Annotated in this window: 23 protein-coding genes; 3 read left to right on the top strand and 20 right to left on the bottom strand. The window is 64.8% G+C overall.

The window, feature by feature from the left end; translation table 11 throughout:
- The 4 genes from DL1_RS13195 to DL1_RS13180 all read right to left on the bottom strand — a co-directional run.
- The coding region (locus DL1_RS13195; protein ID WP_345938828.1) for a LysM peptidoglycan-binding domain-containing protein at positions 1-492 on the bottom strand (492 nt) is incomplete at its 3' end.
- A gap of 81 nt (positions 493-573) precedes the next feature.
- Entirely contained in the window at positions 574-1,230 is a 657-nt protein-coding gene (locus DL1_RS13190; RefSeq protein WP_038067044.1) for a protein-L-isoaspartate(D-aspartate) O-methyltransferase, read from the bottom strand.
- On the bottom strand, positions 1,227-2,012 hold the full coding sequence (gene surE / locus DL1_RS13185; protein ID WP_038067042.1) for a 5'/3'-nucleotidase SurE: 786 nt from the start codon (positions 2,010-2,012) through the stop codon (positions 1,227-1,229). Before surE ends, DL1_RS13190 begins: the two co-directional genes overlap by 4 nt.
- 126 nt (positions 2,013-2,138) lie before the next feature.
- A complete protein-coding gene (locus tag DL1_RS13180; RefSeq protein ID WP_038067039.1) occupies positions 2,139-2,801 on the bottom strand; it encodes an SDR family NAD(P)-dependent oxidoreductase in 663 nt (220 codons plus the stop codon).
- A 204-nt stretch (positions 2,802-3,005) separates the two neighbouring features.
- Here DL1_RS13180 and DL1_RS13175 point away from each other — a divergent pair, with 204 nt between their 5' ends.
- The gene (locus DL1_RS13175) at positions 3,006-3,557 is read left to right on the top strand and encodes a biotin transporter BioY (RefSeq protein ID WP_038067089.1); all 552 of its coding nucleotides are present in this window, start codon (positions 3,006-3,008) and stop codon (positions 3,555-3,557) included.
- A 39-nt stretch (positions 3,558-3,596) separates the two neighbouring features.
- Here DL1_RS13175 and DL1_RS13170 read toward each other — a convergent pair whose 3' ends face one another.
- From DL1_RS13170 to gltX, 3 genes are all read right to left on the bottom strand, one after another.
- Positions 3,597-4,025, bottom strand: coding sequence for a DUF1284 domain-containing protein (locus tag DL1_RS13170; RefSeq protein WP_038067037.1), 429 nt, complete (start codon positions 4,023-4,025; stop codon positions 3,597-3,599).
- A 137-nt stretch (positions 4,026-4,162) separates the two neighbouring features.
- Entirely contained in the window at positions 4,163-5,458 is a 1,296-nt protein-coding gene (gene gltA / locus DL1_RS13165) for a citrate synthase (RefSeq protein WP_038067036.1), read from the bottom strand.
- A gap of 81 nt (positions 5,459-5,539) precedes the next feature.
- Positions 5,540-6,940, bottom strand: a complete 1,401-nt coding sequence (gene gltX / locus DL1_RS13160) for a glutamate--tRNA ligase (RefSeq protein ID WP_038067034.1) — start codon at positions 6,938-6,940, stop codon at positions 5,540-5,542.
- Between the two features lie 110 nt (positions 6,941-7,050).
- On the opposite strand from gltX, the gene DL1_RS13155 reads away from it, so the two are divergent.
- A complete protein-coding gene (locus tag DL1_RS13155; protein ID WP_051693547.1) occupies positions 7,051-9,156 on the top strand; it encodes a ComEC/Rec2 family competence protein in 2,106 nt (701 codons plus the stop codon).
- Positions 9,157-9,237: 81 nt separating this feature from the next.
- On the opposite strand, the gene lexA is transcribed toward DL1_RS13155, so the two are convergent.
- The 6 genes from lexA to DL1_RS13125 all read right to left on the bottom strand — a co-directional run bounded on the left by lexA (position 9,238) and on the right by DL1_RS13125 (position 14,087).
- Positions 9,238-9,939, bottom strand: coding sequence for a transcriptional repressor LexA (lexA, locus tag DL1_RS13150; RefSeq protein ID WP_038067032.1), 702 nt, complete (start codon positions 9,937-9,939; stop codon positions 9,238-9,240).
- Between the two features lie 89 nt (positions 9,940-10,028).
- The gene (locus DL1_RS13145) at positions 10,029-11,213 is read right to left on the bottom strand and encodes a molybdopterin molybdotransferase MoeA (protein WP_038067028.1); all 1,185 of its coding nucleotides are present in this window, start codon (positions 11,211-11,213) and stop codon (positions 10,029-10,031) included.
- 3 nt (positions 11,214-11,216) lie between these two features.
- Positions 11,217-11,687: a cyclic pyranopterin monophosphate synthase MoaC gene (moaC, locus tag DL1_RS13140; protein ID WP_038067026.1), complete on the bottom strand. Its 471-nt coding sequence runs from the start codon at positions 11,685-11,687 to the stop codon at positions 11,217-11,219.
- Entirely contained in the window at positions 11,684-12,481 is a 798-nt protein-coding gene (gene trpC / locus DL1_RS13135; protein WP_038067023.1) for an indole-3-glycerol phosphate synthase TrpC, read from the bottom strand. The genes moaC and trpC overlap by 4 nt, the downstream gene beginning before the upstream one ends.
- Complete coding sequence (gene trpD / locus DL1_RS13130) at positions 12,478-13,497, bottom strand: anthranilate phosphoribosyltransferase (RefSeq protein ID WP_038067021.1); 1,020 nt, start codon at positions 13,495-13,497, stop codon at positions 12,478-12,480. Before trpD ends, trpC begins: the two co-directional genes overlap by 4 nt.
- Complete coding sequence (locus DL1_RS13125; RefSeq protein ID WP_038067018.1) at positions 13,494-14,087, bottom strand: anthranilate synthase component II; 594 nt, start codon at positions 14,085-14,087, stop codon at positions 13,494-13,496. The genes trpD and DL1_RS13125 overlap by 4 nt, the downstream gene beginning before the upstream one ends.
- Before the next feature lie 194 nt (positions 14,088-14,281).
- Here DL1_RS13125 and DL1_RS20935 point away from each other — a divergent pair, with 194 nt between their 5' ends.
- Complete coding sequence (locus DL1_RS20935) at positions 14,282-16,198, top strand: divergent polysaccharide deacetylase family protein (protein WP_051693546.1); 1,917 nt, start codon at positions 14,282-14,284, stop codon at positions 16,196-16,198.
- A 64-nt stretch (positions 16,199-16,262) separates the two neighbouring features.
- On the opposite strand, the gene trpE is transcribed toward DL1_RS20935, so the two are convergent.
- The 7 genes from trpE to fabI all read right to left on the bottom strand — a co-directional run bounded on the left by trpE (position 16,263) and on the right by fabI (position 23,436).
- On the bottom strand, positions 16,263-17,774 hold the full coding sequence (gene trpE, locus DL1_RS13110) for an anthranilate synthase component I (protein ID WP_038067014.1): 1,512 nt from the start codon (positions 17,772-17,774) through the stop codon (positions 16,263-16,265).
- Between the two features lie 13 nt (positions 17,775-17,787).
- On the bottom strand, positions 17,788-19,629 hold the full coding sequence (locus tag DL1_RS13105; protein WP_038067012.1) for a SurA N-terminal domain-containing protein: 1,842 nt from the start codon (positions 19,627-19,629) through the stop codon (positions 17,788-17,790).
- Positions 19,630-19,665: 36 nt separating this feature from the next.
- Positions 19,666-20,850 (bottom strand): aminotransferase, encoded by a 1,185-nt coding sequence (locus DL1_RS13100; RefSeq protein ID WP_038067009.1) that lies wholly within the window; start codon positions 20,848-20,850, stop codon positions 19,666-19,668.
- A gap of 96 nt (positions 20,851-20,946) precedes the next feature.
- On the bottom strand, positions 20,947-21,459 hold the full coding sequence (locus tag DL1_RS13095; protein ID WP_051693545.1) for a DUF2127 domain-containing protein: 513 nt from the start codon (positions 21,457-21,459) through the stop codon (positions 20,947-20,949).
- A 12-nt stretch (positions 21,460-21,471) separates the two neighbouring features.
- Complete coding sequence (gene gpt, locus DL1_RS13090) at positions 21,472-21,981, bottom strand: xanthine phosphoribosyltransferase (protein ID WP_038067007.1); 510 nt, start codon at positions 21,979-21,981, stop codon at positions 21,472-21,474.
- 11 nt (positions 21,982-21,992) lie between these two features.
- The gene (locus DL1_RS13085) at positions 21,993-22,610 is read right to left on the bottom strand and encodes a LysE family translocator (RefSeq protein ID WP_038067004.1); all 618 of its coding nucleotides are present in this window, start codon (positions 22,608-22,610) and stop codon (positions 21,993-21,995) included.
- A gap of 4 nt (positions 22,611-22,614) precedes the next feature.
- On the bottom strand, positions 22,615-23,436 hold the full coding sequence (gene fabI, locus DL1_RS13080; RefSeq protein WP_038067001.1) for an enoyl-ACP reductase FabI: 822 nt from the start codon (positions 23,434-23,436) through the stop codon (positions 22,615-22,617).
- Positions 23,437-23,545: the final 109 nt, after the last annotated feature.

Here is a 23,545-nt window from a genome sequence, read left to right as displayed (position 1 = left end):
GGCAGTAGCGGCGGGGCTTGGGGTGGCCGAGGCGGGCTGGGCCGAGCCCTGCGACTTGTTGATCGCGTTATTGGCCAGCGATGTGATGTCGATCGTTCCGGCGGTCAGCGCCGAGGGGTTGGTGCCCACACCGGCGGTGCCATTTGCGGTTGGCCCTGCGGCCACGCGGGTCGGCAAAGCAAGCACGGCGCCTGCATTCAGCACGGTATTCGGTGCGACCGCGTTGTAGCGCGCCAGTGCGCCGGGATCGACGCCGATGCGTTGGGCCACGGCCGTCACGGTCTCGTCGCGATTGGCGACCACGACCTGATAATTGGGATAGGTGATGATGCCGCGGCTGTCGGGCTGCGGGCGATCCTGCACCGCTTGGCGCGCGGCATCGGTCGTGTCGAGCCCGCCTTTGCCAAAGCGCCGCATATCCATGTCAAAGCCCTGATTGTCACATGCCGCCAGCGTCGTCGCTGCCACACCTGCCACCAGGATCAGTCGCACCCGGGAGATTCTTGATACCATCCGCTCGTCCTCACTGTCTTCCGGGTCTCTGTGGGACCCTTCCTGCACCAATCTTTCCGATCAATCGCTTGCCATGCCCTCGACGAGGGGGACAAAGCGCACCGGACGCAATTCTTCGTAGTCGAAACCCTGTTCGAGCCGCTCGACCCGGATCAGCCTCTGGACCGTGTCTGACTGTCCCACGGGCAACACCATGATACCGCCGATCTTGAGCTGGGCCAATAGGGGGCCGGGCGGGTCTTCGGCGGCGGCAGTCACGATGATTCGATCAAACGGGGCCTGATCGGGCAGCCCGCGCGAACCGTCGCCTGCGATGGGAACGATATTCGGGATCGAGAGCTCTGCAAACAGCGCCTCGGATTCGCGTACCAGCCTGCGGTGGCGGTCCACGGTGTAGACCCTGCGCGCCAATTGGCTGAGCACGGCGGCCTGATAGCCCGATCCGGTTCCAATTTCGAGCACGGTATCGCGGGCGCGCACCTGCAGCGCCTGCGTCATCAGCCCGACGATCGAGGGCTGCGAGATCGTCTGCCCGCAGGCGATGGGGAGCGGCATGTCCTCATAGGCGCGGTTGGCAAACAGCCCGCGCACGAAGCGCCCGCGATCAATCGCTTCCATCGCGTTGAGCGTGCGGGCATCGGTGACGCCCTTGGAGCGGAGCGCGAAGAGAAAGCGCATCTTGCGCTCGGCTTGATCCTCTTGCGCCTCACCGCTCATCCCAGACGCGCCTCCAGATCGCTCAAGAGGTCATGTGCGGTCAAATCGGCGCGCATCGGGGTGACCGAAATATAGCCATCAAGATTGGCTGCCGCATCGGTGCCCGGGCCTGTCGGGGTCTGCTGCGGGCCGCCCTTGATCCACAAGAAGCGCCGACCCGAGGGCGCGTGATAGGGCTCGACGCCGAAATAGCTGTCGCGCCGAAAGCCTTGGGCGGCCACCTTGTGACCCTTCACATCGGCTGCCAGAACCGGCGGAAAATTCACGTTGTAGAAGATCCGGTAATCGTCGTCGCCCCAGATCCCATTGTCCCAAAGCCCGCGCACGAGGGCCGCGCCATGCACCCGGGCGGCCTCGAACATGTCGGGCGCATCGAAGACTTTCGGGCCAAGGAATTGCGACAGCGCGATCGAGGGCACGCCTTGCAATGCCGCCTCCATGGCGCCGCCGAGCGTGCCGGAATAGAGCGCGTTCTCCGCCGAGTTGTTGCCCCGGTTGACGCCCGAGAGCACCAGATCGGGGCGCCGCCCGTCAAGCACGTCATAAAGCCCCGCAAGCACGCAATCCGCAGGGCTTCCCTCGGCGGCAAAGCGGCGTTCGGCCAGCTTCGAGATCATCATCGGATGGGTGTAGGAGATGCAATGCCCGACGCCCGATTGCTCGAAGGCCGGGGCAACGGTCCAGACCTCACCCTCAGGGCCTGCGATCTCGCGGGCAATCTCGTCGAGCACTTTGAGGCCCGGCGCGTCGATCCCGTCGTCATTGGTGATGAGAATGCGCATCTTGCCCTCGGAAATGCTGGCTGCCGGCCTCTGCTTAACGCGGGTGGACAGCCGGGTAAAGCGGGACCGGAAACTGTGCGTTTAAGTGTTGCATCGCGCTCCGGAATTGGCGCGCGGATCAGCGGCTCACAGCGCGTCGAGGATCCGGCGCGCCTCGCTGTGCCGATCACTCAACGCATCGCGGTCTTCGCCGGGGAAGAAGCGGGCCCGCAGCGCAGTCGCCATCGGTTTGGGATGGGCGATCTCGACGCGCGGCCCGATCCGCACGGTTTCGGCCTGCCAGCTACGCACCAGCGCCATTTGCGCGGCTTTGGTGGCACCATAAATCCCGAAAAACTTCGCGCCCGCCTGAGCGTCATCGAAAAACAGCGCCGTGCCTTTGCGCGCCAGCAAAAGCGGCTCGATCAGCCCGATAAGCTGCGCCGTGGCGGTCAGGTTCACCGCCGTGGAATTGGCCAGCTCCTTGGCATCGATATGGCCTGCGGGCGAAAGCGGCGCGGCATGGATCGCGCAATGGGCCCAAAGATCAACCCCGCCCCAGCGCGCGCCCACCGACTGCGCGAGATGCGCCATCTGATCGGGATCGGTCACATCGAGCGGCCCCAGCGAGGCCGTCCCGCCCAGCCCCTGCACGCGGTCGTCGAGCTCTTCGAGCGCGCCGGTGGTGCGGGCCACGGCCATCACGTGATATCCATCCGCCGCCAAAGCCTCGGCCAGCGCGGCGCCAAGGCCGCGAGAGGCGCCGGTGATCAGGGCGAGTTTCTTGGTCTGGGTCGGATCTTGCGTCATGGGGCAACCCTTTGCCACCCTGCGCGCCCGCACGCAAGAGCGCGCATGCACCCGTCCACCGCACAGGCCCGCAAAACCCGGGTTTTGCAAATATGCTCAAACCGAGGGGACAGGCTTTGCACAGCCGCGCGTATGCGCGTTGACATTGACCCGGCCCGGCGCGAGTTTTTCGGACCGAACCTAAATCAACAGACAGGTCCCGACATGACACTCTCGAAAGCCCTTGTTGGCTCCAGTTCGCTTCCCACCCGCGCCGCGATGGTGCTGGGCGGCACCGCTTTCTTGGCCGCCGCATCGCAGGTCTCCGTGCCGATGTTCCCGGTGCCGATGACGCTGCAAACGCTGGCGGTTCTGACGCTTGGCCTGACCTTCGGGATGCGCATGGGGATGCTCACAGTGATCGCTTGGCTGGCCGAAGGGTTCGCCGGGCTGCCGGTATTGGCAAATGGCGGCGCGACCGCGTCCTTCTTTGGCCCGACGGCAGGCTTCCTGATGGGCTTTGTCGCAATGGTTGCCGTGGCAGGCTTTGCCGCGGACCGGGGCGCGAAATCGATCCTGAGCATGTCGCTCGCGGGTCTGATCGCGACCGCTGTGCTCTATATCCCGGGCCTCGCCTATCCGGCGCTGGTGCTGGGCAAATCGATGCCTGAACTGCTCAGCGGCTGGGCCCAGCCCTTCCTGATGGGCGACCTCGTCAAGGCCGTGCTGGCCGCGCTGATCGTCTCGGGTGGCTGGAAGATGCTCGCCGAGCGCTGACCAACAAGCCCCAGGCCCTGAAATCCGAAAACGCCGCCCTCAGGGGCGGCGTTTTTCGTCTGCCTTGAGCCGCGCCAGCGATGCGGCGCACATCCCCGCCTCGCGCCAGCTGCAGTCCTCGCAGATCCGTTCGTGAATGTCGTCCGGCAACTCCCGCATCCGTGCCAGCGCATCGCCCCAGCGCAAGACATCCCCCGGCGCGATCTGCAAAGCCTGCGCATGGGCTGCGTCCAACCGGTCGATCTTGCTCTGAGAGCTGCATCCCGCGCCATGCCGCTTGGGGCAGGGGGCGCAGATATCATCGGCCGCGCCCACCACCTCGATCTCAAGCGACGCGCCCTCGGGCGCGCGCAGGCGCCCCACGACCAGCGCATGCATATTGGCGGTAAAGGCATCCGAGTAGCCCTTGCCCTCAAAGCCAAGAGAACACAGGAAATGATGCGTGCGATAGCGAAGCCGATCCGTCATGTCTTCCTCTTGATCCAAGTATCCAAGGGGGCTGACAAACCCCAAGGGTTTGGCAGTGGGGCAGCGCACCCGACCCCTTTGAACGCAAAACGGGCCAAGGGTTTCCCCTAGGCCCGTCCGCAAGAACTCAAAAGCGATCAGCGCTTGTCGACATCAACGTAATCGCGCGCGGTCGCACCGGTATAAAGCTGGCGCGGACGGCCGATCTTGTTGGTCGGATCCTCGATCATCTCTTTCCACTGCGAAATCCAGCCCACGGTGCGCGAGAGCGCGAAGATGGGCGTGAACATCGAGGTCGGGAAGCCCATCGCCTCGAGGATAATGCCCGAGTAGAAATCGACGTTGGGATAGAGCTTCTTGGAGACGAAATACTCGTCCTCAAGCGCGATCCGCTCCAGCTCCTTGGCAACCTTCAGCGTCTCGTTATCCTCGATGCCGAGCAGTTCCAGCACCTCATCGGCGCTTTCCTTCATTACCTTGGCGCGCGGGTCGAAGTTCTTGTAGACGCGGTGACCAAAGCCCATCAGGCGGAAGGGATCATCTTTGTCCTTCGCGCGCTTGATGTATTCCGGGATCTGATCGACGGTGCCGATCTCGCGCAGCATCTCAAGGCAAGCTTGGTTCGCGCCACCATGCGCCGGACCCCAGAGGCAAGCGATGCCTGCTGCGATACAGGCGAACGGGTTGGCACCCGACGAGCCCGCAAGACGCACGGTCGAGGTGGACGCGTTCTGCTCGTGATCGGCATGCAGCGTGAAGATCCGGTCCATCGCCTTGGCGAGTGCCGGCTCGATCTTGTAGGGCTCGGCGGGGACCGAGAAGCACATGTTGAGGAAGTTCTCCGCATAGCTCAGATCGTTGCGCGGATAGACGAAGGGCTGACCCATCGAATATTTATAGGCCATCGCGGCGATCGTCGGCAGTTTCGCGATCAGGCGCATCGAGGCCACTTCGCGCTGCCACGGGTCCGAAATGTCGAGGCTGTCGTGATAGAAGGCCGACATCGCGCCGACGACGCCCACCATCGTTGCCATCGGGTGGCTGTCGCGGCGGAAGCCCCGGAAGAAGTTGTGCATCTGCTCATGCACCATCGTGTGGCGGGTCACGCGATAGATGAAGTCGTCGAGCGTCGCCTTGTCGGGCAGCTCGCCATGCAGCAGCAGGTAGCAAACTTCGAGATAGTTCGACTTTTCAGCCAGTTGGTCGATCGGGTAGCCGCGATACAGCAGCTCGCCCTTGTCGCCGTCGATGAAGGTGATTGCGCTTTCGCACGAGGCCGTCGAGGTGAAGCCGGGATCATAGGTGAACACATCGGCCTGACCGTAGAGCTTGCGAATGTCGAGCACGTCGGGCCCGGCAGAGGGCGACATCACCGGCAGCTCGTAGGTCTTGCCATCGAGCGTAAGCGTGGCGGTCTTGGTAGTCTCAGCCATGAAAAATCCCTTTCAATCGTCCGGCTGGGCCGCGCCGGTTTGTGGCATCCGGGTGCGACCCCGGAAGAGGGCGACCAGGCCTCAGGTCGCCTTTTCGCTCAACCGAGCCAGGCTCTCGTCCCGGCCAAGCACAAGCATCATATCGAATACGCTGGGTGTCGCTGCACGTCCGGCTAGGGCTGCACGCATCGGGGCTGCGACCTTTCCAAGTCCAAGCCCATGCGCGCTGGCCACATCCCCCGCGGCGGCCTCCAGGTCTTCCCGCGTCCAATTAGCGCGTTGCAGCGCAAAGGTCAATTCGGACAGTATACCGCGGGATACATCGTCAAGCGCCTTGGCGGCCTTTTCCTCGACTTCGATCGGCCGCGTGGTCAAAGCAAAATGTGCTTTTTCAAGGAGTTGCGGGAGCATTTTTGCGCTGCCCTTCACAACCGGCAGCGCCGCGAGCAGCGCCTGACGCTGCGTATCAGTGAGCGGATTTTTTTCTGCAGCTGCGAGATATGCATCAATTTCGTGCAGCAACGCGCTCTCTTCCGAGACCGCGATATGCTGGCCACAGACATTTTCGAGCTTCTTGAAATCGAGCCGTGCTGGCGATTTCCCGATCCCGTCAAGTTCGAACCACTCTTTCGCCTGCGCATCGGTGAAAAACTCGTCATCGCCATGGCTCCAGCCCAGACGTGCCAGATAGTTGCGCATGCCGCTCGCAGGGTAGCCCATCGCCTGATACTGCTCCAGCCCCACCGCCCCATGGCGCTTCGAGAGCTTCTTGCCATCGGGGCCGTGGATCAGCGGGATATGGGCGAAGACAGGGATATCCCAGCCCATCGCCTCATAGACCTGAATCTGGCGCGCGGCATTGGTCAGGTGGTCATCTCCCCGGATCACATGGGTCACGCCCATGTCGTGATCATCGACGACCACAGCAAGCATATAGGTCGGTGTGCCATCCGAACGTAAACAAATCATGTCGTCGAGCTGATCGTTGCGGATCGTGACATCGCCCTGCACCGCATCGGCAATCACCGTCGACCCCGTGCGCGGCGCCTTGAGCCGGATCACGAAGGGCGCATCGGGATAGCTCGCAGGATCGGCATCGCGCCACGGGCTTTGATAGAGCGTTGATTTGCCTTCGGCCTTTGCGGTCTCGCGGAACTCCGCGATTTCTTCCTGCGTGGCAAAGCACTTATAGGCGCGCCCGGCGGCGAGCATCTCGTGAGCGACCTCAGCGTGGCGCGCAGCCCCCGCGGCTTGGCTGACGACATCGCCGTCGTGATCGAGGCCCAGCCAGTCAAGCCCCTTGAGGATCGCCGCCGTCGCCTCAGGCGTCGAGCGTGCCCGGTCCGTATCCTCGATGCGCAGCAAGAAGCGCCCACCATGCCCGCGCGCAAACAGCCAGTTGAAAAGCGCTGTGCGCGCGCCGCCGATATGCAGATATCCGGTGGGCGAGGGGGCGAAACGTGTGACGATCTGATCCGACATCTGGGGCCTTTCTTCCACACCTCGCGGGCGCGTCTTAACCATTTGGAAACCACGAAGCCGCTAGGCTTGTCTGGAGCGATGCATAAGCAGAGACGGGGCCGAGGACAAGCGTGGCATGGCATGAAACACATCCCGCGCAGCCAGCCGCAACCGCGCGCTGGCCGCGATTGGGCGCGCGCCTCGCGCACCATCTGCTGGGCGGGATGACATCGCCCGCGCAGACGATGCGGCGCGCGCGGGCGCAGCTGTTCTTGTGGATGCCTGTGGCGCTCTCTCTGGGAATAGGGCTCTATTTCGGCCATGCCTCTGAGCCGGCCCGGCTTGCCTACGCGGTCGCGTTTGCAGGGCTTGTGGCGGCTCTTTGGGCCTGGTTGTGCGGACCGGAGGCGGCGCAGTTTCCGGCGGCGATGATTACCCTGATTTGCGCAGGTTGGCTGCTTGCGGGCGCGCGCGCGCATGCGGTTGCAGCGCCAGTGCTCAGCTATCGCTATTACGGGCCGGTCGAGGGGCGCGTGGCCGGGATCGACCGGGCTTCCTCGGACCGTCTGCGGGTCACGCTCGATCAGGTCCATATCGATGCCCGCCTGCAGCCCGCGCGGGTCCGCATCGTCTTGCACGACATGGCTGAGGCGGAGCTGCCTGCGCCCGGCACCCGCGTGATGACCACCGCGCATCTGATGCCGCCACCCCCGCCTGCAGCCCCGCAAGCCTATGATTTTGAACGCGCCTCTTGGTTTAACCAACTGGGCGCCATCGGCTATACGCGGGTGCCGCTCCTGCGTGCGGCGGCCCCCGCGCCGCAGGATCTGGGCATGATGGCCCATCGCATCCGGCGCAACCTGTCGCAGGCGATCCAGACGCGCATTCCGGGGCAGCCGGGCGCGATGGCGGCCGCTCTCCTCACCGGTGACCGCGCCGGGCTGAGCGAGGCCACGCGGGAGGATATGCGCCGCTCCAACCTCGCCCATCTGATCGCGATCTCTGGGCTTCACATGGGGCTGCTCGTGGGGTTTGTCTTTGCGGCGCTGCGCTACGGTCTGGCGCTTGCAGGGCGACCGGCACTGCTTTGGCCCGCCAAGAAAATCGCAGCCTTGGTCGCGATCGCGGCCGCGACCGGCTATCTGTGGATTTCGGGCGCGTCGGTTTCGACCCAACGGGCGTGGATCATGGTCACGGTGATGTTGCTTGCGGTGCTGATCGACCGACGAGCGCTGAGCCTGCGCACGGTTGCGCTGGCCGCGAGCCTGCTTTTGATCTGGCGTCCGGAAAGCCTCATTTCACCCGGCTTTCAGATGTCATTTGCGGCAACCACAGCGCTGATTGTCATGCTCAAACCGTGGTCGCGCGTGGCGCGCCGCCTGCCGCGGATCCTGCGCCCCTTGGCCATGCTGGTCGCGACATCGGTGATCGCGGGGGGCGCGACGGCGCCGATCGTGGCCGCACAGTTCCACCGCATTTCCGAATATGGCGTCTTCGCCAATCTGCTCGCCGTGCCGGTCATGGGCATGGTGGTGATGCCGGCGGGCGTGATCGCGGGGCTTCTGGCGCTGATTGGGCTCTCGGCGCCCGCGCTCTGGGTGATGGGGATGGGCACCGGCTGGATCCTCTCCGTCGCGCGGTATTTCGCGACGTTGGAGCATGCCGTCATCCCGGTGGTTCAGCCCGGCGCTGCCGTGATTCCCCTGATGGTTCTGGGCGCGCTCGGGGCGGTCTTGGCCCGCGGAGCCGCGCGCAGCCTCGCGTTTGGACTGGTCGTGCTGAGTTTGGGGCTCTGGATGCGCGCCCCGGTGCTGCGCCCCATGGTACTGATCGCACCGGAGGGCGAATTGGTGGGGCTCATGACGCAAGAGGGCAGGGCTTTGTCGAAGGCCGCCGCTGGGTTTGTCGGCGCGCGCTGGCTGGAGGCGGATGGCGATGCGGCCGATATCGCGCGGGCTCATGCGCGTCCCGGCTTCACCGGTCCGGCCAATACACGCAGCGCGCAGCTCTCGGGGCGTGAATTGCATCACCTGACAGGCAAAGGCGCTGAAGACCGGCTCCGGGATCTTTGTCGCGACAACGCGGTGATCGTGATCCGCGCAAGGCTCAAACAGCGCCCCGAAGGCTGTGATATCTGGGATCAAAAGCGTCTGCGCGAGACGGGTGCGGTGGGGCTGGATGCGCAAGGCCGTATTGTCGCGCAGGCCCGATCCGGCCCGCGTCTTTGGTCGCGCTGAACTTCCCCTGATCTAAATATCCCCGCCGGAGGCAGGCCCTAACGCGCACTACGCTTCAGAAAAAGGCGGATCGGCTGCGTCTCAGTAGGTGCGGATCAGCCCGACGAGCCGCCCCTGCACCTTGATCTGATCGTCGCGGAGCAAACGCGTCTCATAGGCCGGGTTGGCCGCCTCCAACGCGATCCTACCGTTGCGCCGATAGAACCGTTTGAGCGTGGCCTCATGCCCCTCGACCAGAGCCACGACGATATCCCCGTTCTGGGCCGTTCCGGTTTCGCGGATCACCACGATATCGCCATCGTTGATCCCGGCCTCAATCATGGAATCGCCTTTGACTTCAAGCGCATAATGCTCCCCGTTGCCCGAGAGCATGGAACCGGGCACGGCCACGTGATGCGATACCTCAGAGATCGCCTCGATCGGCACACCGGCGGCAATCCGGCCCATGACCGGCAACTCGAGCGCATGCACCACCTCGACGGGCAGGGCAGCGCGCGGAGGATCAACCTTGTCGCCCTCGATCACCTGCGGCGTAAACCCACCTGAATTTCCCAGCTTGGCCTCAAGCGCCTCGGGCAGTTTCACGATTTCAATGGCGCGCGCGCGGTGCGCAAGCCGCCGAATGAAGCCGCGTTCTTCAAGGGCCGTGATCAAGCGATGAATTCCCGATTTGGAGCGCAGATCCAGCGCATCCTTCATCTCGTCGAACGAAGGCGGAACCCCGTCTCTGGCCATGCGCTTTTGAATGAACTCCAGCAATTCCAATTGCTTGCGTGTCAGCATGTTTCGCTCTCCAGATCAGACGTCAGCCTGCGTTCGGGTTATGTTCTACCCCCGTTCCGGCCATCTGTCAACGAAGCCGCAGCAATTTGTCAGCTCAGCCGGATGATTTCGACCTGGGTTCCCGCAGCGCGTGCGGCGTCGTCTTTGGGGCGGATCAGCAGGCAATCGGCGCTCGAGAGCACGCTGAGAAGCGCGGAATCCTGATTGTCGAAGGGTTCCACACGGGGCACGGGGCCGCCCGGCAGCAGCCTTGCGCGCATGTAATGCGTGCGTGGACCGGTGGCAGGGACATCGCTTGCAAGCTCGGCCAGTTCGGTCCGATGCGCGGGCGCAAGCCCTTGCATCTTTTGCAGCATCGGGCGCAGGAACAGCTCTGCGCAGACCATCGCCGAGACCGGGTTTCCGGGCAGGCCCAGCATCGCGCCATCGCCCAGACGGCCCGCCATCAGGGGCTTGCCCGGACGCATCGCGATCTTCCAGAAGCTGCGCTCAAGACCCAGCTCTGCGGCGACCTCTCCGACGAGATCATGCGCCCCGACCGAAGCGCCGCCCGAGGTCACCACAAGATCGGCCCCCCGCGCCATCTCGAAGACCGCGCGCAGGCTGTCGCGATCATCGGGCGCGATGGGCAGCACGCGCGGCGTGCCCCCCAGCAGCTCGACCATTGCCGCGATGATGAAGCTGTTGGAGGAGATGATCTGATCGGGGCCGGGTGTTTCTCCGGGCATCACCAGCTCATCGCCCGTGGCGATGATCGCAACCTCGGGGCGGCGGCGCACGCTCACCTCGGCTGTGTTCATCGAGGCCAGCAGCCCGATATCGCGCGGGGTCAGAGGGCGCTCGGGACACAGCGTGTCCTCGGCCCAAAAATCCTGCCCCTCGGGCCGGATATTGGTGTTGCTATCAAGCTGCGCGGCCAGCGTGATCGTATCGCCATCGCGCGTGACATTTTCCTGCAGCACCACCACGCCGCCCGCATCGGGCACTGGCGCGCCGGTGAAGATCCGCACCGCCTGACCGGGCACACGCGGCCCGGTATAGCCGCGCCCGGCGGCGGCCTCGCCCTCGACGCGCAAAACGGCGCCGGGAGTGTGATCCTCAGCGGCCAGCCAATAGCCATCCATCGCCGAGGCCGAAAAGGGCGGCTGGGTCAGTTTCGCGCTGGCCGGTGCCGCCATCACGCGCCCAAGCGCGCGGCGCAACGGCACCGTCTCGGGGCCAAGCGGCTCGACCAGCGCGAGGACCTCGCGCAGCGCTTCTTCGACTGACAGCATGGGTTAGGCCTCGTAACGTCCGGATTTTCCACCATCTTTCAGCACTACACGGATGCCTTCGATGGCCATGGATTTCTCAACCGCCTTGAGCATGTCATAGACGGTGAGGGCGGCGGCGGAGACGGCGGTGAGCGCCTCCATCTCAACCCCGGTCTGGCCCGAGGTCTTGACGGTTGCGGTGATGCGCACGCCGGGCAGGGCCGCGTCGGGCACCAGATCGAGCCTGACCTTGGTGATCGGCAGCGGGTGGCAGAGCGGGATCAGATCGGCGGTTTTCTTGGCCGCCATGATGCCCGCGATCCGCGCGATGCCCAGCACGTCGCCCTTTTTGGCCGTGCCCTCAAGCACATGGGCGAGCGTCTCTGATGTCATCACCACGCGCCCTTCGGCCACGGCGATCCGGTCGGTCACGGCCTTGTCGGAGACATCGACCATATGGGCCTGACCGCTCTCGTCGAAATGGCTCAGGCTCATGCGATTTCCAGCAGTTTTGCGGTGGCCCCGGCCACATCATCTTGCCGCATCAGGCTCTCGCCGATCAGAAAGCGGCGCGCGCCGACTTCGGCCATCGAGGCCAGATCCTCACGGGTGAAGATGCCGCTTTCGCAGACCAGCTCGCGCCCTGCGCTCAGGATCTCGGGGGCAAGCTTGCGGGTGACGTCAAGCGAGACCTCGAAGGTCTTAAGATTGCGGTTGTTCACGCCCAGAAGCGGCGATTTGAGATGGGTGAGCGCGCGGGCGGTCTCTTCGGCGTCATGCACTTCGATCAGCACATCCATGCCCCAGCCCATCGCGGCCTGCTCCAGCTCGATTGCCTGCGCATCCTCGAGCGAGGCCATGATGATCAAGATGCAATCGGCCCCCCAGGCGCGGGCCTCGGCGACCTGATAGGTGTCGTAGAGAAAATCCTTGCGCAAAGCGGGCAGGGCGCAGGCCGCACGCGCGGCGCGCAAAAAGTCCGGCGCGCCTTGGAACGAAGGCGTGTCGGTGAGCACCGACAGGCAAGCCGCGCCGCCTTGCTCATAGGCGCGAGCCAGCGCGGGCGGGTCGAAATCGGGCCGGATCAGTCCCTTGGAGGGCGAGGCCTTCTTGATCTCGGCAATCAGCCCGTAACCCTGCGCGGCTTTCTCGCTCAAAGCCCGGCCAAAGCCGCGGCAGGGGGCCTGCGCGCGGGCCTCCGCCTCGATCTCGCTGAGCGGGCGGGCGCGTTTGGCGGCGGCGATCTCGTCGAGCTTATAGGCTTTGATCTTATCGAGGATCGTGGTCATGACACGCCTTTCGTGATTTTGGCGAGGGTCTCGACGGCAGCGCGGGCGCGCCCGGAATCGATCGCTTCGGCGGCCATCTCAGCGCCGGTCCGCAGGCTGTCCGCAGCTTGCGCCACAACAAGCGCGCAGGCTGCATTGAGCAAGACCGCATCGCGATAGGCCGAGGGTTCGCCATCAAGCATCGCACGCAGCGCGGCTGCGTTTTCAGCCGGAGTGCCACCCAGCAGATCGCGGAACGGATGGACCGGCAGCCCGGCATCCTCGGGGTGGATCTGGCGGGCGATGATCTTGCCGTCCTCCAGTGCGGCCACCTCGGTCAGACCGGTGATCGTGACCTCGTCAGTGCCGTCGGAGCCATGCACCAGCCACGCGCGTTCCGAGCCCAGCATCTGCAAGGTCTCGGCCATCGGCCAGATCAGGTCGGCGGCAAAGGCCCCGGTCAACTGGCGCTTCACCCCGGCGGGGTTGGTCAGCGGGCCGAGAATGTTGAAGATCGTCTTGCAGCCCAGCTCTTGGCGCACCGGCATCACGTTCTTCATCGCGGGATGGTGGATCTGCGCCATCATGAAGCCGATATTGGCCTGTGCGAGCCCCGCCTCGGTGGCCTTGGGGCCTGCCATCACATCAATGCCCAGCTCGGTTTGCACATCCGCCGTGCCCGAGCGCGACGAGGCCGCGCGGTTGCCGTGCTTGGCTACCGGTACACCGGCCGCCGCCACCACGAAGGCCGCCGCCGTCGAGATGTTAAGCGTGTGCATCCCATCTCCGCCGGTGCCCACGATGTCGATTGCGCCCTCGGGGGCGGTGACGGGCACGCATTTCTGGCGCATCGTATAAGCGCCAGCTGCATATTCCGACACGGCCTCGCCGCGCGCGCGCATCGCCATCAGCAAACCGCCCATCTGCGCGGGCGTGGCTTCCCCGTTGAACAGCAGCTCAAAGGCGGCCTCGGCCTGCGCGCGGCTGAGCGGCCCCTCGGAGGCCGCATAGATCAGGGGTTTCATCGCATCGCTCATGCCGGCTCCTTCAGGCTGACGCCCGCTTCGATCAAAAAGGTCTTGAGCATCGCATGCCCGTATTCGGAGGCGATGGATTCAGGGTGGAATTGCACGCCCTCCATCAACGTGTCGCGGTGGCGCAGCCCCATGATCGTGCCATCCGCCAGCTCGGCGGTCACTTCGAGACACTCGGGCAGGCTTTCGCGCTCCACCACCAGCGAGTGATAGCGCGTGGCCTTGAGCGGCGAGGGCAGGCCTGCAAACACGCCGGTATCGTGATGCTCGATCGTGCCCATCTTGCCATGCACGATCTCGCTATGGCGGACCACTTTGCCGCCAAAGGCCGCCCCGATGGTCTGGTTTCCCAGACATACGCCAAAGAGCGGCAGCTTGGCTTTTGCTGCGGCCAAGGTCAGCGGCAGGCAGATCCCCGCTTGATCGGGGGCGCGCGGGCCGGGGCTCAGCACGATGGCCTCGGGGCCCATCGCAAGCGCCTCCTCGACGCTGAGCGCGTCGTTGCGCCAGACCTTCACATCGGCGCCCAATTCGCCAAAATAATGCACCAGATTATAGGTGAAGCTGTCATAGTTATCGATGAGCAGCAGCATGGTCGGGCCTCGCGGTTTGGTCTGCCGGTCTGAACCCTGATTTGATGCGTGCAATTGTGCGGATTGCATCAAAAGAGGGGTGAACCGGGAAACGGGTCGGGCTATAGATGCAATTAGCAACGGGGCAGGGTCAAGGCCCCCCGGGCAGAGAGACGCGCGCAGAACCTTGTGCGGAAGGCAGCGGAGGCAGTTTTATGATGAGTTCGGTGCTCAGGGGCGCGGCGCTGGGAACGGTGACCAGCGTGCTTGTTCTGGGGGCCGCCGCCATCATGGCGCCGCCGCCGCAAAACCCCGGGCTGGATCTGGGCGCACAGACCGCGCGCCCGCCGCAATCGGGGACGCCGCCGAAAGCCGCGTCCAGTGCCACGCTCAAGAATGGGTCCGGCTCGGATGCTGCGCGCGACGATGTGGCTGTGGCTGCCACGCAGGGCGTCGCGGTTCCGGCGCGGTCCGATTTCAACCGCGGCCCGACCGATGCGCCGCCGCGCTTGCCCAGCCCCGCAGGCGCGCCGCTTAGTGCGCCCGGCACCGCGCCGCGCCCCTTGGCCCAACAGACCGAGAACGCCCCGTCGCTCGCAATTGCAGGGACCGATCCGGGTGCACGCCCCGATGCCGCGCCCACCGCGCCCGAGCCGCAGGCGCAAGACTCCGCGCAGACCGAGCAGATCGGCCAGACGCCCGCGCCGGACCAGCCAATTGCGCTTCCCGCCTCGGATGACGGCCGCGCACCGCGTCTTGCCCCCGGAGCCGAGGCCCCCGATGCGGCCACGGGCATTGCGCCCGAGCGTCACGCCTCTGAAATCGTGGCGCCGAAAGAGGCACCCGCGCCCGCAGCGCTCCCCACGCTGAGCAAGCCCGACCTGCCCGAACCCGGCAAGCCCGATTACAGCCGCCCCGCGACGCCGCCGCCCGGCGATATCGCGACCCAGCCCTCCTTCCAGAGCACACCCGCTGAGAGCGCGCCCGGAGATGCCATGCCCGCTCAGAACTCGGCGGATGCGGGGGCGGATGCGGGCGAGCCTGCGTTGCCGCAGGTGGCTTTGCCCGACCCGAGTGCCCTTGCGCCGCCCCCGGTGACGCCCGGCGCGCAATCCGATGCCGCGCCCGATGCGTCCTCCGAGGCCCCGTCAGAGAGCGCCGATGCCGAGCCCGAAATCGTGCCCGCGCCGGGCGATGTACCCGACAATACTGGCGTCAAGCCGCGCGTGATCACGCTTGGGACGCAGGACAATGCGGGCCAACCGTCATCGGGATTGCGCACAGACCCCAATGTGGTCGTGGATCGCTTGCCGCAAATCGGTGAGCCTTCGCCGGGGCAGGCCACGCCGGACGATTCGAGCGTTGAGCCGGGGGCCGCGCCCGGGCCAGAGATGAACCCCGCGCCCGCCGCCGATGCCGCGCAGGATGAACCTCCGATCCGCCGCTTCGCGCAGCCCTTCGCGCGCGATCCCAGCAAGCCGCTGTTTTCGGTTGTGCTGATCGATCCCGGTGCGGCGGCAGGCGGGCTCGATCCGCAGACCATCGCCGCCATCGACATGCCGGTGACGGTGGCAATCGATCCCGAACGCCCGGATGCCGCGAAAGACGCCGCAGCCCTCCATGCGGCGGGGCGCGAGGTGGCGATCTTGGCCTCTGGCCTGCCGCCCGACGCCACCCCCGAGGATGTCGAGGTTGCGCTGGAGGCGTGGCGTCAGGAGATCCCCGAGGCCGTGGCTGTGGTCGAGCCGCCCGATCCGGTGTTCCAAAACAACCGCCAGCTTGCGCGCCAGATGGTCTCGACGCTGGATCGCGACGGGCTGGGGCTCGTTACGCAAGATCGCGGGTTCGATTCAGCCAACCAGATCGCCGCGAGCGCCGATATGCCGCGCGCCCAGATCTGGCGGGTGCTCGATGATCAACGCGAGAAAGCCCCGCTGATCGAGCGGATGCTGTCGCGCGCCGGTTTCGAGGCGGCGCGCAATGGCCAGATCGTCGTGATGCTATCGGCTTGGCCCGACTCCATCGAGGCTTTGGGGCAATGGGGACCGGACGCGGCGGGGACTTACGATCTGGCCCCGATCTCGGCAGTGGCGTTGCAAAATGCCGGGGCAGCCGGGGTGAGCGGTCCGTAAGATCCAATGACAAACGGGGCCGATTGCGGCCCCGTCTGCACGATCCGATAGGGCAGGGCTTGGCCTAGCCGTTGCCGCGCTTGTTCACGAACAGGCCCGCATCGGCGGCGGCGCGCAGCAGCGCCTTGGATTTGTGCACGCTCTCTTCATATTCCGCCGCCGGGTCGCTGTCATAGACGACGCCGCCTCCGGCCTGAATGTAGAGCGTCTCGTCCTTGACCACCGCCGTGCGCAGCGCGATGCACATATCCATCTCGCCATTGGCTGCGAAATAGCCCACCGCACCGCCATAGATGCCGCGTTTTTCCGGCTCCAGCTCGTCGATGATCTCCATCGCCCGCACCTTGGGCGCGCCCGAGACGGTGCCCGCGGGCAGACCGGCGAGCAGGGCCGACAGCGCGTCCTCACCCTCAGCCAGCTCGCCCACCACGTTCGACACGATATGCATCACATGGCTGTAGCGCTCGATGATGAATTTCTCGGTCGGATGCACGGTGCCGATCTTGGCCACTCGGCCCACATCATTGCGCCCCAGATCCAGCAGCATCAGGTGCTCGGCCAGCTCTTTCTTATCGGCCAGCAGATCCTCTTCGAGCGCCTTGTCCTGTGCGGGCGTCGCGCCGCGCGGACGGGTGCCTGCGATCGGGCGGATCGTGACCTCGCCTTCGCGCAGACGCACAAGGATCTCGGGGCTGGCGCCCACGATCTGGAAGCCGCCGAAATTCAGGAAGAACATGAAAGGCGAGGGGTTGGTGCGCCGCAGGCTGCGATAGAGCGCGAAAGGCGGCAGCGGGAAATCCGCCGACCAGCGCTGCGCGGGCACGCATTGAAAGATATCGCCTGCGCGGATGTAATCCTTGGCCTTCTCCACGGCGGCCATATAGCCGTCGCGGGTGAAGTTTGAGCGCATCTCGCCGACCTGAGAGACCGCGCCCAGATCGCGGCCCTCATTGGGCGCGCGGTCGAGATCGCGCAGCGCATCCGAGACCCGCTCGGCGGCCTGCGCATAGGCGGCGCGCGCCGACAGGCCCGAAGATTGGAAGGCGGGCGCGCACAAGATCACATCGCCCTTCACCCCGTCGAGCACCGCGACCACCGAGGGCCGCAGCAGCATCGCATCAGGCACGCCGATGGGATCGGGATTGACGTTGGGCAGGCGCTCCACCAGCCGGATCGTGTCATAGCCCAGATAGCCAAACAGACCGGCTGCGGCGGCAGGCAGCCCCTCGGGCATCTCGATGCGGCTTTCCGCGATCAGCGCGCGCAGCGACTCGAACGGATGGCCCGGCAGATCTTCCCACGCCTCGTCAAAGCGCGCCGCGCGGTTGATCCGCGCCTGCGTGCCCCGGCATTCCCAGATCACATCCGGCTTCATGCCCACGATCGAATAGCGCCCCCGCAGCTCGCCCCCGGTCACAGATTCGAGCATGAAGGAATTGGGCTGCGCCTCTGCCAGCTTGAGCATGAGCGAGACCGGCGTGTCGAGATCTGCGGCCAGTCTTGCATAGACAAGCTGGTTCTCGCCTTTGGCCCAGCGGGCCTCGAACTCTGCGAAAGAGGGCGAAAGAGCGACCACGAGCGGCCTCCTGTTACATCTGCGACTGCACGGCGGTGACGGCCTGACTGTCAATCGACAGGCCAGCTTCGTCCTCAACGGCAGTGGCGTAGAAATTCAGCACGTCATTGGCAAGCGATTGCGACAGCTGCTGGCTGATCTGACCCGAGATCAGTTTGACATCCGGATCGTCCGCCTTGGCGTCGATGACCTTGTCGGTGACGATCACATAGACCTTGCCGTCGGCTGTCACCTGCGCGGCCTTGCCCGGTGCGGTCGCAAAGACCTTCGCGATCACCGGCGGCGAGAGCTCGTCGGAATGCCCGCCGCGCGAGATCGAGGGCACGGTCGTCGTCAAAAGCCCGGTCGAGCCCAGCGACTTGCCGCCTTCGACTGCCGCCACGACCTCTTTGGCGCGCGCCTCCTCGGCCTTCACGGCCTCGGATTGATGCCATGCGGCCAGAACCTTGGCGCGCACTTGCTCGAAGGGGATGGGGGCGGGCGGCTCGATCTTGTCGAGGCGCAGCGCAAAGACGCCGCCATCGGGCAGGTTCTCAAGCTGGGGGAAGTCATCGGTGGTGACATCCTGAGCCGCCTTGCGGAACTCGTCATAGCCCGCGATCCCGTCGCTGCTATCGGCAGTGAAATCGATCTGGCCAAGCTCCATGTCGGTTTCTTTCGCAAGATCCTCAAGCGTGGCGCCGCCTGCGAGCTTGTCCTGAAGGCTCTCGGATTGCTTGCTGATATCGCGGCGCGCCATGTCGGACTCGGCCTCGCCGGCCAGCTCTTCGCGGGCATCGGCAAAGGAGGTCTCCTGCGGCGCAATAATGCCGTTCATCGAAAACAGCGCCGGACCCAGATCGGTCTCGACGGGCCCCACGACGCCGGGTTGCTTGAGCGCGAAAACCGCGTCCCCCGCCTTGCCCAGCTCGGCCTTGGTCACATCGCCCAGATCGGCATCGCTCAGGCTCAGGCCGCGCTCTTTGGCGAGATCCTCAAAGCTTGCCTTGCCCGCGTCGAACTTGTCCTTCGCGGCCTGTGCGGCTTTCATGTCGGGATAGACCAGACGCTCCACCAGACGCTTTTCGGGTTGTTTGAACTCGTCGATCCGCGCCTGATATCCCTGCCGCAGCGTCGCGTCGTCGATCTTGACCTTGTCTTGGAGCATATCAGGCGTCAGCCACGCATAGGTGATCTTGCGCGTCTCGGGCGAAGTGAAGTCCTGAATATGGTCGTTGTAATAGGTCTTAAGCGTGTCATCGCTGGGCTTGGCGATCGGCTTGGCCAGATCGGCCTCGGTGATCTCGGCCCAGGTGAAGCCGCGCTTTTGCGAGACATATTGCGTATAGGCATCGGTCACGGCCTGCGGTGCCTCAACCCCGCCACCCACGGCGCTTTGCAGCACGGAGCGGGCGAGGTCATCGCGCATCTGCGCTTCGAATTGCGGCTCGCTATAGCCCTGCTGGCGCAGCGCGAATTTATAGGTCTCGCGGTCGAAATTTCCCGAAGCGTTGTGGAAGGCCTGAATGTTGGTGATCTGCTTTTGCAGCTCGGTGTCGCCCATCGAGACACCCAGACGGCGCGCGGCCTCGCCAAGCGCTGCCTGACCGATCAGGCGGCCCATGACCTGCTGATCAAGCCCGGACTGCTTCATCTGCGCCATCGTGATCGTCTGGCCCAGTTGCTGCGAGCGGCTTTGCATCTCTTGACGCAACGCGCGGCCATATTCGGTGACCGAGATCTTGGTCTCGCCCACCGAGCCCACATCCTGCAGGCTGCCCGAGAAGGACCGCAGGCCGAAGCCCCCGAGGCCAAGCACCAGCATCGCCAGCAAAATCCAGACGACCACGCTCTTGCCGTGACTGCGCAGTTTCATGGGCATTCCTCCTCGGGACCTGTTCTTCGCGGCTGTTTAGGGCTTTGCCCGCAAGGCTGCAAGCCGTGCCAGCATCCGGGCGATCCCGGCGGTGTCGATATTGGCAAAGGCGATGCGCATCTGGCGCGCGCCTGCGGGGTCGGTCTCGGGCATGAACATCGTGCCGGGCAGCATCAAGATGGCTGCCTCATGCACCAAAGCTCGGGCGAATTCCGGGGCCGGGCGCGGATCGGGATGGGTGACATAGGCGAAATACGCACCGCACCCCAGCAGCTCCCAGTCTGCCAGCGCCTTGATCCCTTCGGCCATCGCGGCGCGTCGCGCGAGGATTTCGAGCCGCTCGCCCGCACGCCACTCCGCGAGATTGCGCATCCCCCAAAGCGCCCCGATCTGACCCAGCTGATTGGGGCAGATCGCCACCGTATCGAGGAATTTCTCGATCTCGGCCAGCCGTGACGCGCTGGACAGGATCGCGCCGACCCGATGTCCCGTCAGCCGATAAGCCTTGGAAAAGCTATAAAGCTGGATCAGCGTCTCATCCCAGTCGGGATCGTCAAAAAGCGCATGCGGCGCGCCGTCCCGGCTGTCGAAATCACGATAGGTCTCATCCACGATCAGCGCGATCTTGTGGCGCCGCGCGAGATCGGCAAAGGCGCGCAGCAGGGAGGCTGGATATTCCACCCCGCCCGGATTGTTGGGGCTGACGAGCACGATTGCGCGGGTCCGCGCGGTGATCTTGGCTGCCGCTTCCTCAGGGTCGGGCAGCAATCCGGGGCCGGGGGCCAGCGGCACTGTCTCCACCCCGGCCATATCGAGCCACATCTTGTGGTTGAAATACCATGGCGTGGGCAGGATGACCGCGTCGCCGGGGCCCGCAAGGCTTGCGAGTGCGGCACAAAACGCCTGATTGCAGCCTTGGGTGATCGCCACCTGCTCAGGCGCGATGCGCCCGCCATATTGCGCAGACCAGTCCTGCGCGATCTGGGCGCGCAGCGCGGGCAGGCCAAGCACGGGGCCGTAGAGATGGGCCTGAGGATCGCTCAGCGCGGCCTCGGCGATCGCGGCTCTGAGCCCCTCTGGGGGCGGGTCGATCGGGGCTGCCTGACTGACATTGATCAGCGGACGCTCGGGCGCAAAACTGACCCCCTCAAGCCAGCGCCGCGCCTCCATCACAGGGGGCGCGGAGGTGGCGGCAAAGGCGGCGTTGAGCGGTTGGGGCATGAATATCCTCGGGCTGTTGGCGCGAGATCACCAGAGTGCCGCGCCCTTGGCAAGCCGCCGCTGCCTCCGGCGGGATATTTTCATCACGGGAAGGGGCTATTTCGGCGGCGCGCGCAGTGCCAGCCCGAAGCGCGCATGCCATTCGCGCCATGTCAGCGCGATCACCAGAATATCGAGCGCGCTGAGCAGCAGCATCGAGATCGCGTGGTGATGGGTCCACAGGTAGAGTTGATAGACCACGAAAGCGCTCAAGAGCGCGAGCGCCGCCGGATAAGCCCAGAGCACGCCGCGCATCAGCAAGATCACGACCACGAGTTTGAGCGCGCCATGGCTGGTAAAGTAGAATCCGTAAAAGCTCTGGGTCTGGATCGAGAATTGCTGAGCTGCGTTGAGAAGCGCAGTGGCGATGGCGTCATGCGGATCTTCGGTCAGCTCGCGCTGGGTCAACCATTCGGCAAACCGCAGCACCGCATTGCCGGGCAGCCCCAGAAGGGCAAGCCCCGACAGCGTTTCGGCAGCCGCAAACAGCCCTTTGAGCAGTAGGCTGGCCTCAAAGATCCAGTGCAGCCAGCGACCCAACCGGGTTGTTTCAGAGATCCCGTGCGCCATTGCCCTAAGCGCTCAATCCGTGCCGCGATAGGGCTGGACGTATTGCAGCGCCATGTCCCAAGGGAAGAAGATCCAAGTGTCTTGGCTGACCTCGGTGATGAACGTGTCAACCAGCGGCTCGCCCTGCGGCTTGGCATAGCAGGTGGCGAAATGCGCCTTGGGGAACATATCGCGCACGAGTTGCAGCGTCTTGCCGGTATCAACCAGATCGTCGACGATCAGCACACCCTCGCCGCCATTCTCCAAGAACGTGTCCTGCGGCGGTTTGATGACCTGCGGGGCGCGCTGTTCCTGATGGTTGTAGCTTTTCACCGAGATCGTATCGACGGTGCGGATGTCGAGCTCGCGCGCGACAATGGCGGCGGGCACGAGGCCACCCCGGGTGATCCCGAGCACGCCGCGCCAGCTGCCGCCTTCGCCCGGTCCCTTGCCATCAAGCCGCCACGCGAGCGCGCGGGCATCGCGGTGCAATTGGTCCCAGCTTACATGGAAGCCTTTTTCATGGGGCAGAAGATCGGGCATTCTAAGATCCCTCAGGTCAGAGCGAGTTTCAGACCGAGCAGGGCGAGCAGGCCGCCAAACACGCGCTCGATCACGGTTTTCAGATTGAGATAGGCGGTGCGGGTCCTCTCCAACGAGAAGATCCGCGCGACCACGACGTTCCAGCCCGCATCGTTGAAGAACACCATGCAAAGGATCACGAAATAGGCCCAGAGCGGCGCATGCGGCGGGATGAAGGTCAAAAAGATCGTGCCGAAGAACACGGCCGGTTTGGGATTGGCGAGCTGGGTTGAAATCCCGAGCCAGACGAGGCGCAGCGCCGAGCGCTCGCGCGGCAGCCGGGGCAGGTCGGTCTCCAGCGGCTCGGGGGCATGACGCCACATCTTGAAGGCCAGATAGAGCAGATAGGCCGCGCCCACGAGTTTCAGCACGCTGAGCAGGGCCGGGGCCACGCGAAACAGCACCGCCAACCCAAAGAGCGCGGCTGCCGCCCAGATACAGGCGCCAAGCCCGATCCCCACCGCAAGCCACGTGCCGCGCAAAAAGCCCTCGCGCAGACTGGTGCGCGCGGCCAGCAAGACCGCTGGCCCCGGCGAGATCGCCGCGGCCAGATGGACAAAATAGATCGCGGTCAGCGCGGCGAGCGTCATGCCCTTAGTCCTTGCGGCCTTGGGTCGCGTCGATATCGGGCGCATCTACGGCTTTCATGCCGACCACGTGATAGCCCGCATCGACATGGAGATTTTCGCCCGTGGTGCCCGAGCCCAGATCCGAGAGCAGGTAGAGCGCGGCCTTGCCGACCTCTTCCTGCGTCACATTGCGGCGCAGCGGCGAATTCAACTCGTTCCACTTCATGATGTAGCGGAAATCGCCGATGCCGGAGGCCGCCAGCGTCTTGATCGGTCCGGCCGAGATCGCGTTGCAGCGGATGCCGTTCTTGCCCAGATCCTCAGCGATATATTTCACCGAAGCTTCCAGCGCGGCCTTGGCCACACCCATCACGTTATAATGCGGCATCACCTGCTCGGCGCCGTAATAGGTCAACGTCAGCAGCGAGCCACCATCGGTCATCAAATCGGCGGCGCGCGCGCAGACGGCGGTGAAGGAATAGACAGAAATGTCCATCGTCATCGAGAAATTGGCGCGCGAGGTGTCGACGTAGCGCCCCCGTAATTCGTTCTTGTCGGAAAATCCGATGGCATGGACGACGAAATCCAGCTTGCCCCATTTGTCTTTGAGCGTATCGAACAATGTGTCGATCGACTCGCCATTGGAGACATCGCATTCGATCAGCGTATCGGCGCCCAGCTGGGCGGCCAGCGGCCCCACGCGCTTCTTGAGCGCCTCGCCTTGATAGGAAAACGCAAGTTCAGCGCCGGCATCGGCGAGGGCCTTGGCAATGCCCCAGGCGATCGATTTATCGTTCGCGAGGCCCATAATCAGGCCGCGTTTGCCCGCCATCAGGTTGTTCGACATGTCAGGTTTTCCCCCGCTTCGGTCTGGTAAGTTCGAATGCTTTAGGCGAAAGGTGAGCATGCATCAAGGCTGCTGACCTGTGGTAAGACGCAATCTCATGCGTCGCGCT

Origin of the sequence: Thioclava dalianensis (assembly GCF_000715505.1) — a bacterium.
GTDB lineage: Bacteria > Pseudomonadota > Alphaproteobacteria > Rhodobacterales > Rhodobacteraceae > Thioclava > Thioclava dalianensis.
This window is presented reverse-complemented; position numbering and strand designations above follow the sequence as displayed.

Bases quoted from the DNA above. Each gene is read 5' to 3' on its own strand.
- fabI (WP_038067001.1), bottom strand. From the start codon at position 23,436: ATGTCGAACAACCTGATGGCGGGCAAACGCGGCCTGATTATGGGCCTC.
- DL1_RS13175 (WP_038067089.1), top strand. From the start codon at position 3,006: ATGACACTCTCGAAAGCCCTTGTTGGCTCCAGTTCGCTTCCCACCCGC.
- DL1_RS13100 (WP_038067009.1), bottom strand. From the start codon at position 20,850: ATGCCCCAACCGCTCAACGCCGCCTTTGCCGCCACCTCCGCGCCCCCT.
- DL1_RS13145 (WP_038067028.1), bottom strand. From the start codon at position 11,213: ATGCTGTCAGTCGAAGAAGCGCTGCGCGAGGTCCTCGCGCTGGTCGAG.
- DL1_RS13190 (WP_038067044.1), bottom strand. From the start codon at position 1,230: ATGAGCGGTGAGGCGCAAGAGGATCAAGCCGAGCGCAAGATGCGCTTT.
- DL1_RS13125 (WP_038067018.1), bottom strand. From the start codon at position 14,087: ATGCTGCTGCTCATCGATAACTATGACAGCTTCACCTATAATCTGGTG.
- DL1_RS13180 (WP_038067039.1), bottom strand. From the start codon at position 2,801: ATGACGCAAGATCCGACCCAGACCAAGAAACTCGCCCTGATCACCGGC.
- lexA (WP_038067032.1), bottom strand. From the start codon at position 9,939: ATGCTGACACGCAAGCAATTGGAATTGCTGGAGTTCATTCAAAAGCGC.
- DL1_RS20935 (WP_051693546.1), top strand. From the start codon at position 14,282: ATGATGAGTTCGGTGCTCAGGGGCGCGGCGCTGGGAACGGTGACCAGC.
- DL1_RS13170 (WP_038067037.1), bottom strand. From the start codon at position 4,025: ATGACGGATCGGCTTCGCTATCGCACGCATCATTTCCTGTGTTCTCTT.
- trpC (WP_038067023.1), bottom strand. From the start codon at position 12,481: ATGACCACGATCCTCGATAAGATCAAAGCCTATAAGCTCGACGAGATC.
- gltA (WP_038067036.1), bottom strand. From the start codon at position 5,458: ATGGCTGAGACTACCAAGACCGCCACGCTTACGCTCGATGGCAAGACC.
- DL1_RS13095 (WP_051693545.1), bottom strand. From the start codon at position 21,459: ATGGCGCACGGGATCTCTGAAACAACCCGGTTGGGTCGCTGGCTGCAC.
- gltX (WP_038067034.1), bottom strand. From the start codon at position 6,940: ATGTCGGATCAGATCGTCACACGTTTCGCCCCCTCGCCCACCGGATAT.
- trpD (WP_038067021.1), bottom strand. From the start codon at position 13,497: ATGAGCGATGCGATGAAACCCCTGATCTATGCGGCCTCCGAGGGGCCG.
- DL1_RS13105 (WP_038067012.1), bottom strand. From the start codon at position 19,629: ATGAAACTGCGCAGTCACGGCAAGAGCGTGGTCGTCTGGATTTTGCTG.
- moaC (WP_038067026.1), bottom strand. From the start codon at position 11,687: ATGAGCCTGAGCCATTTCGACGAGAGCGGTCAGGCCCATATGGTCGAT.
- gpt (WP_038067007.1), bottom strand. From the start codon at position 21,981: ATGCCCGATCTTCTGCCCCATGAAAAAGGCTTCCATGTAAGCTGGGAC.
- surE (WP_038067042.1), bottom strand. From the start codon at position 2,012: ATGCGCATTCTCATCACCAATGACGACGGGATCGACGCGCCGGGCCTC.
- DL1_RS13085 (WP_038067004.1), bottom strand. From the start codon at position 22,610: ATGACGCTCGCCGCGCTGACCGCGATCTATTTTGTCCATCTGGCCGCG.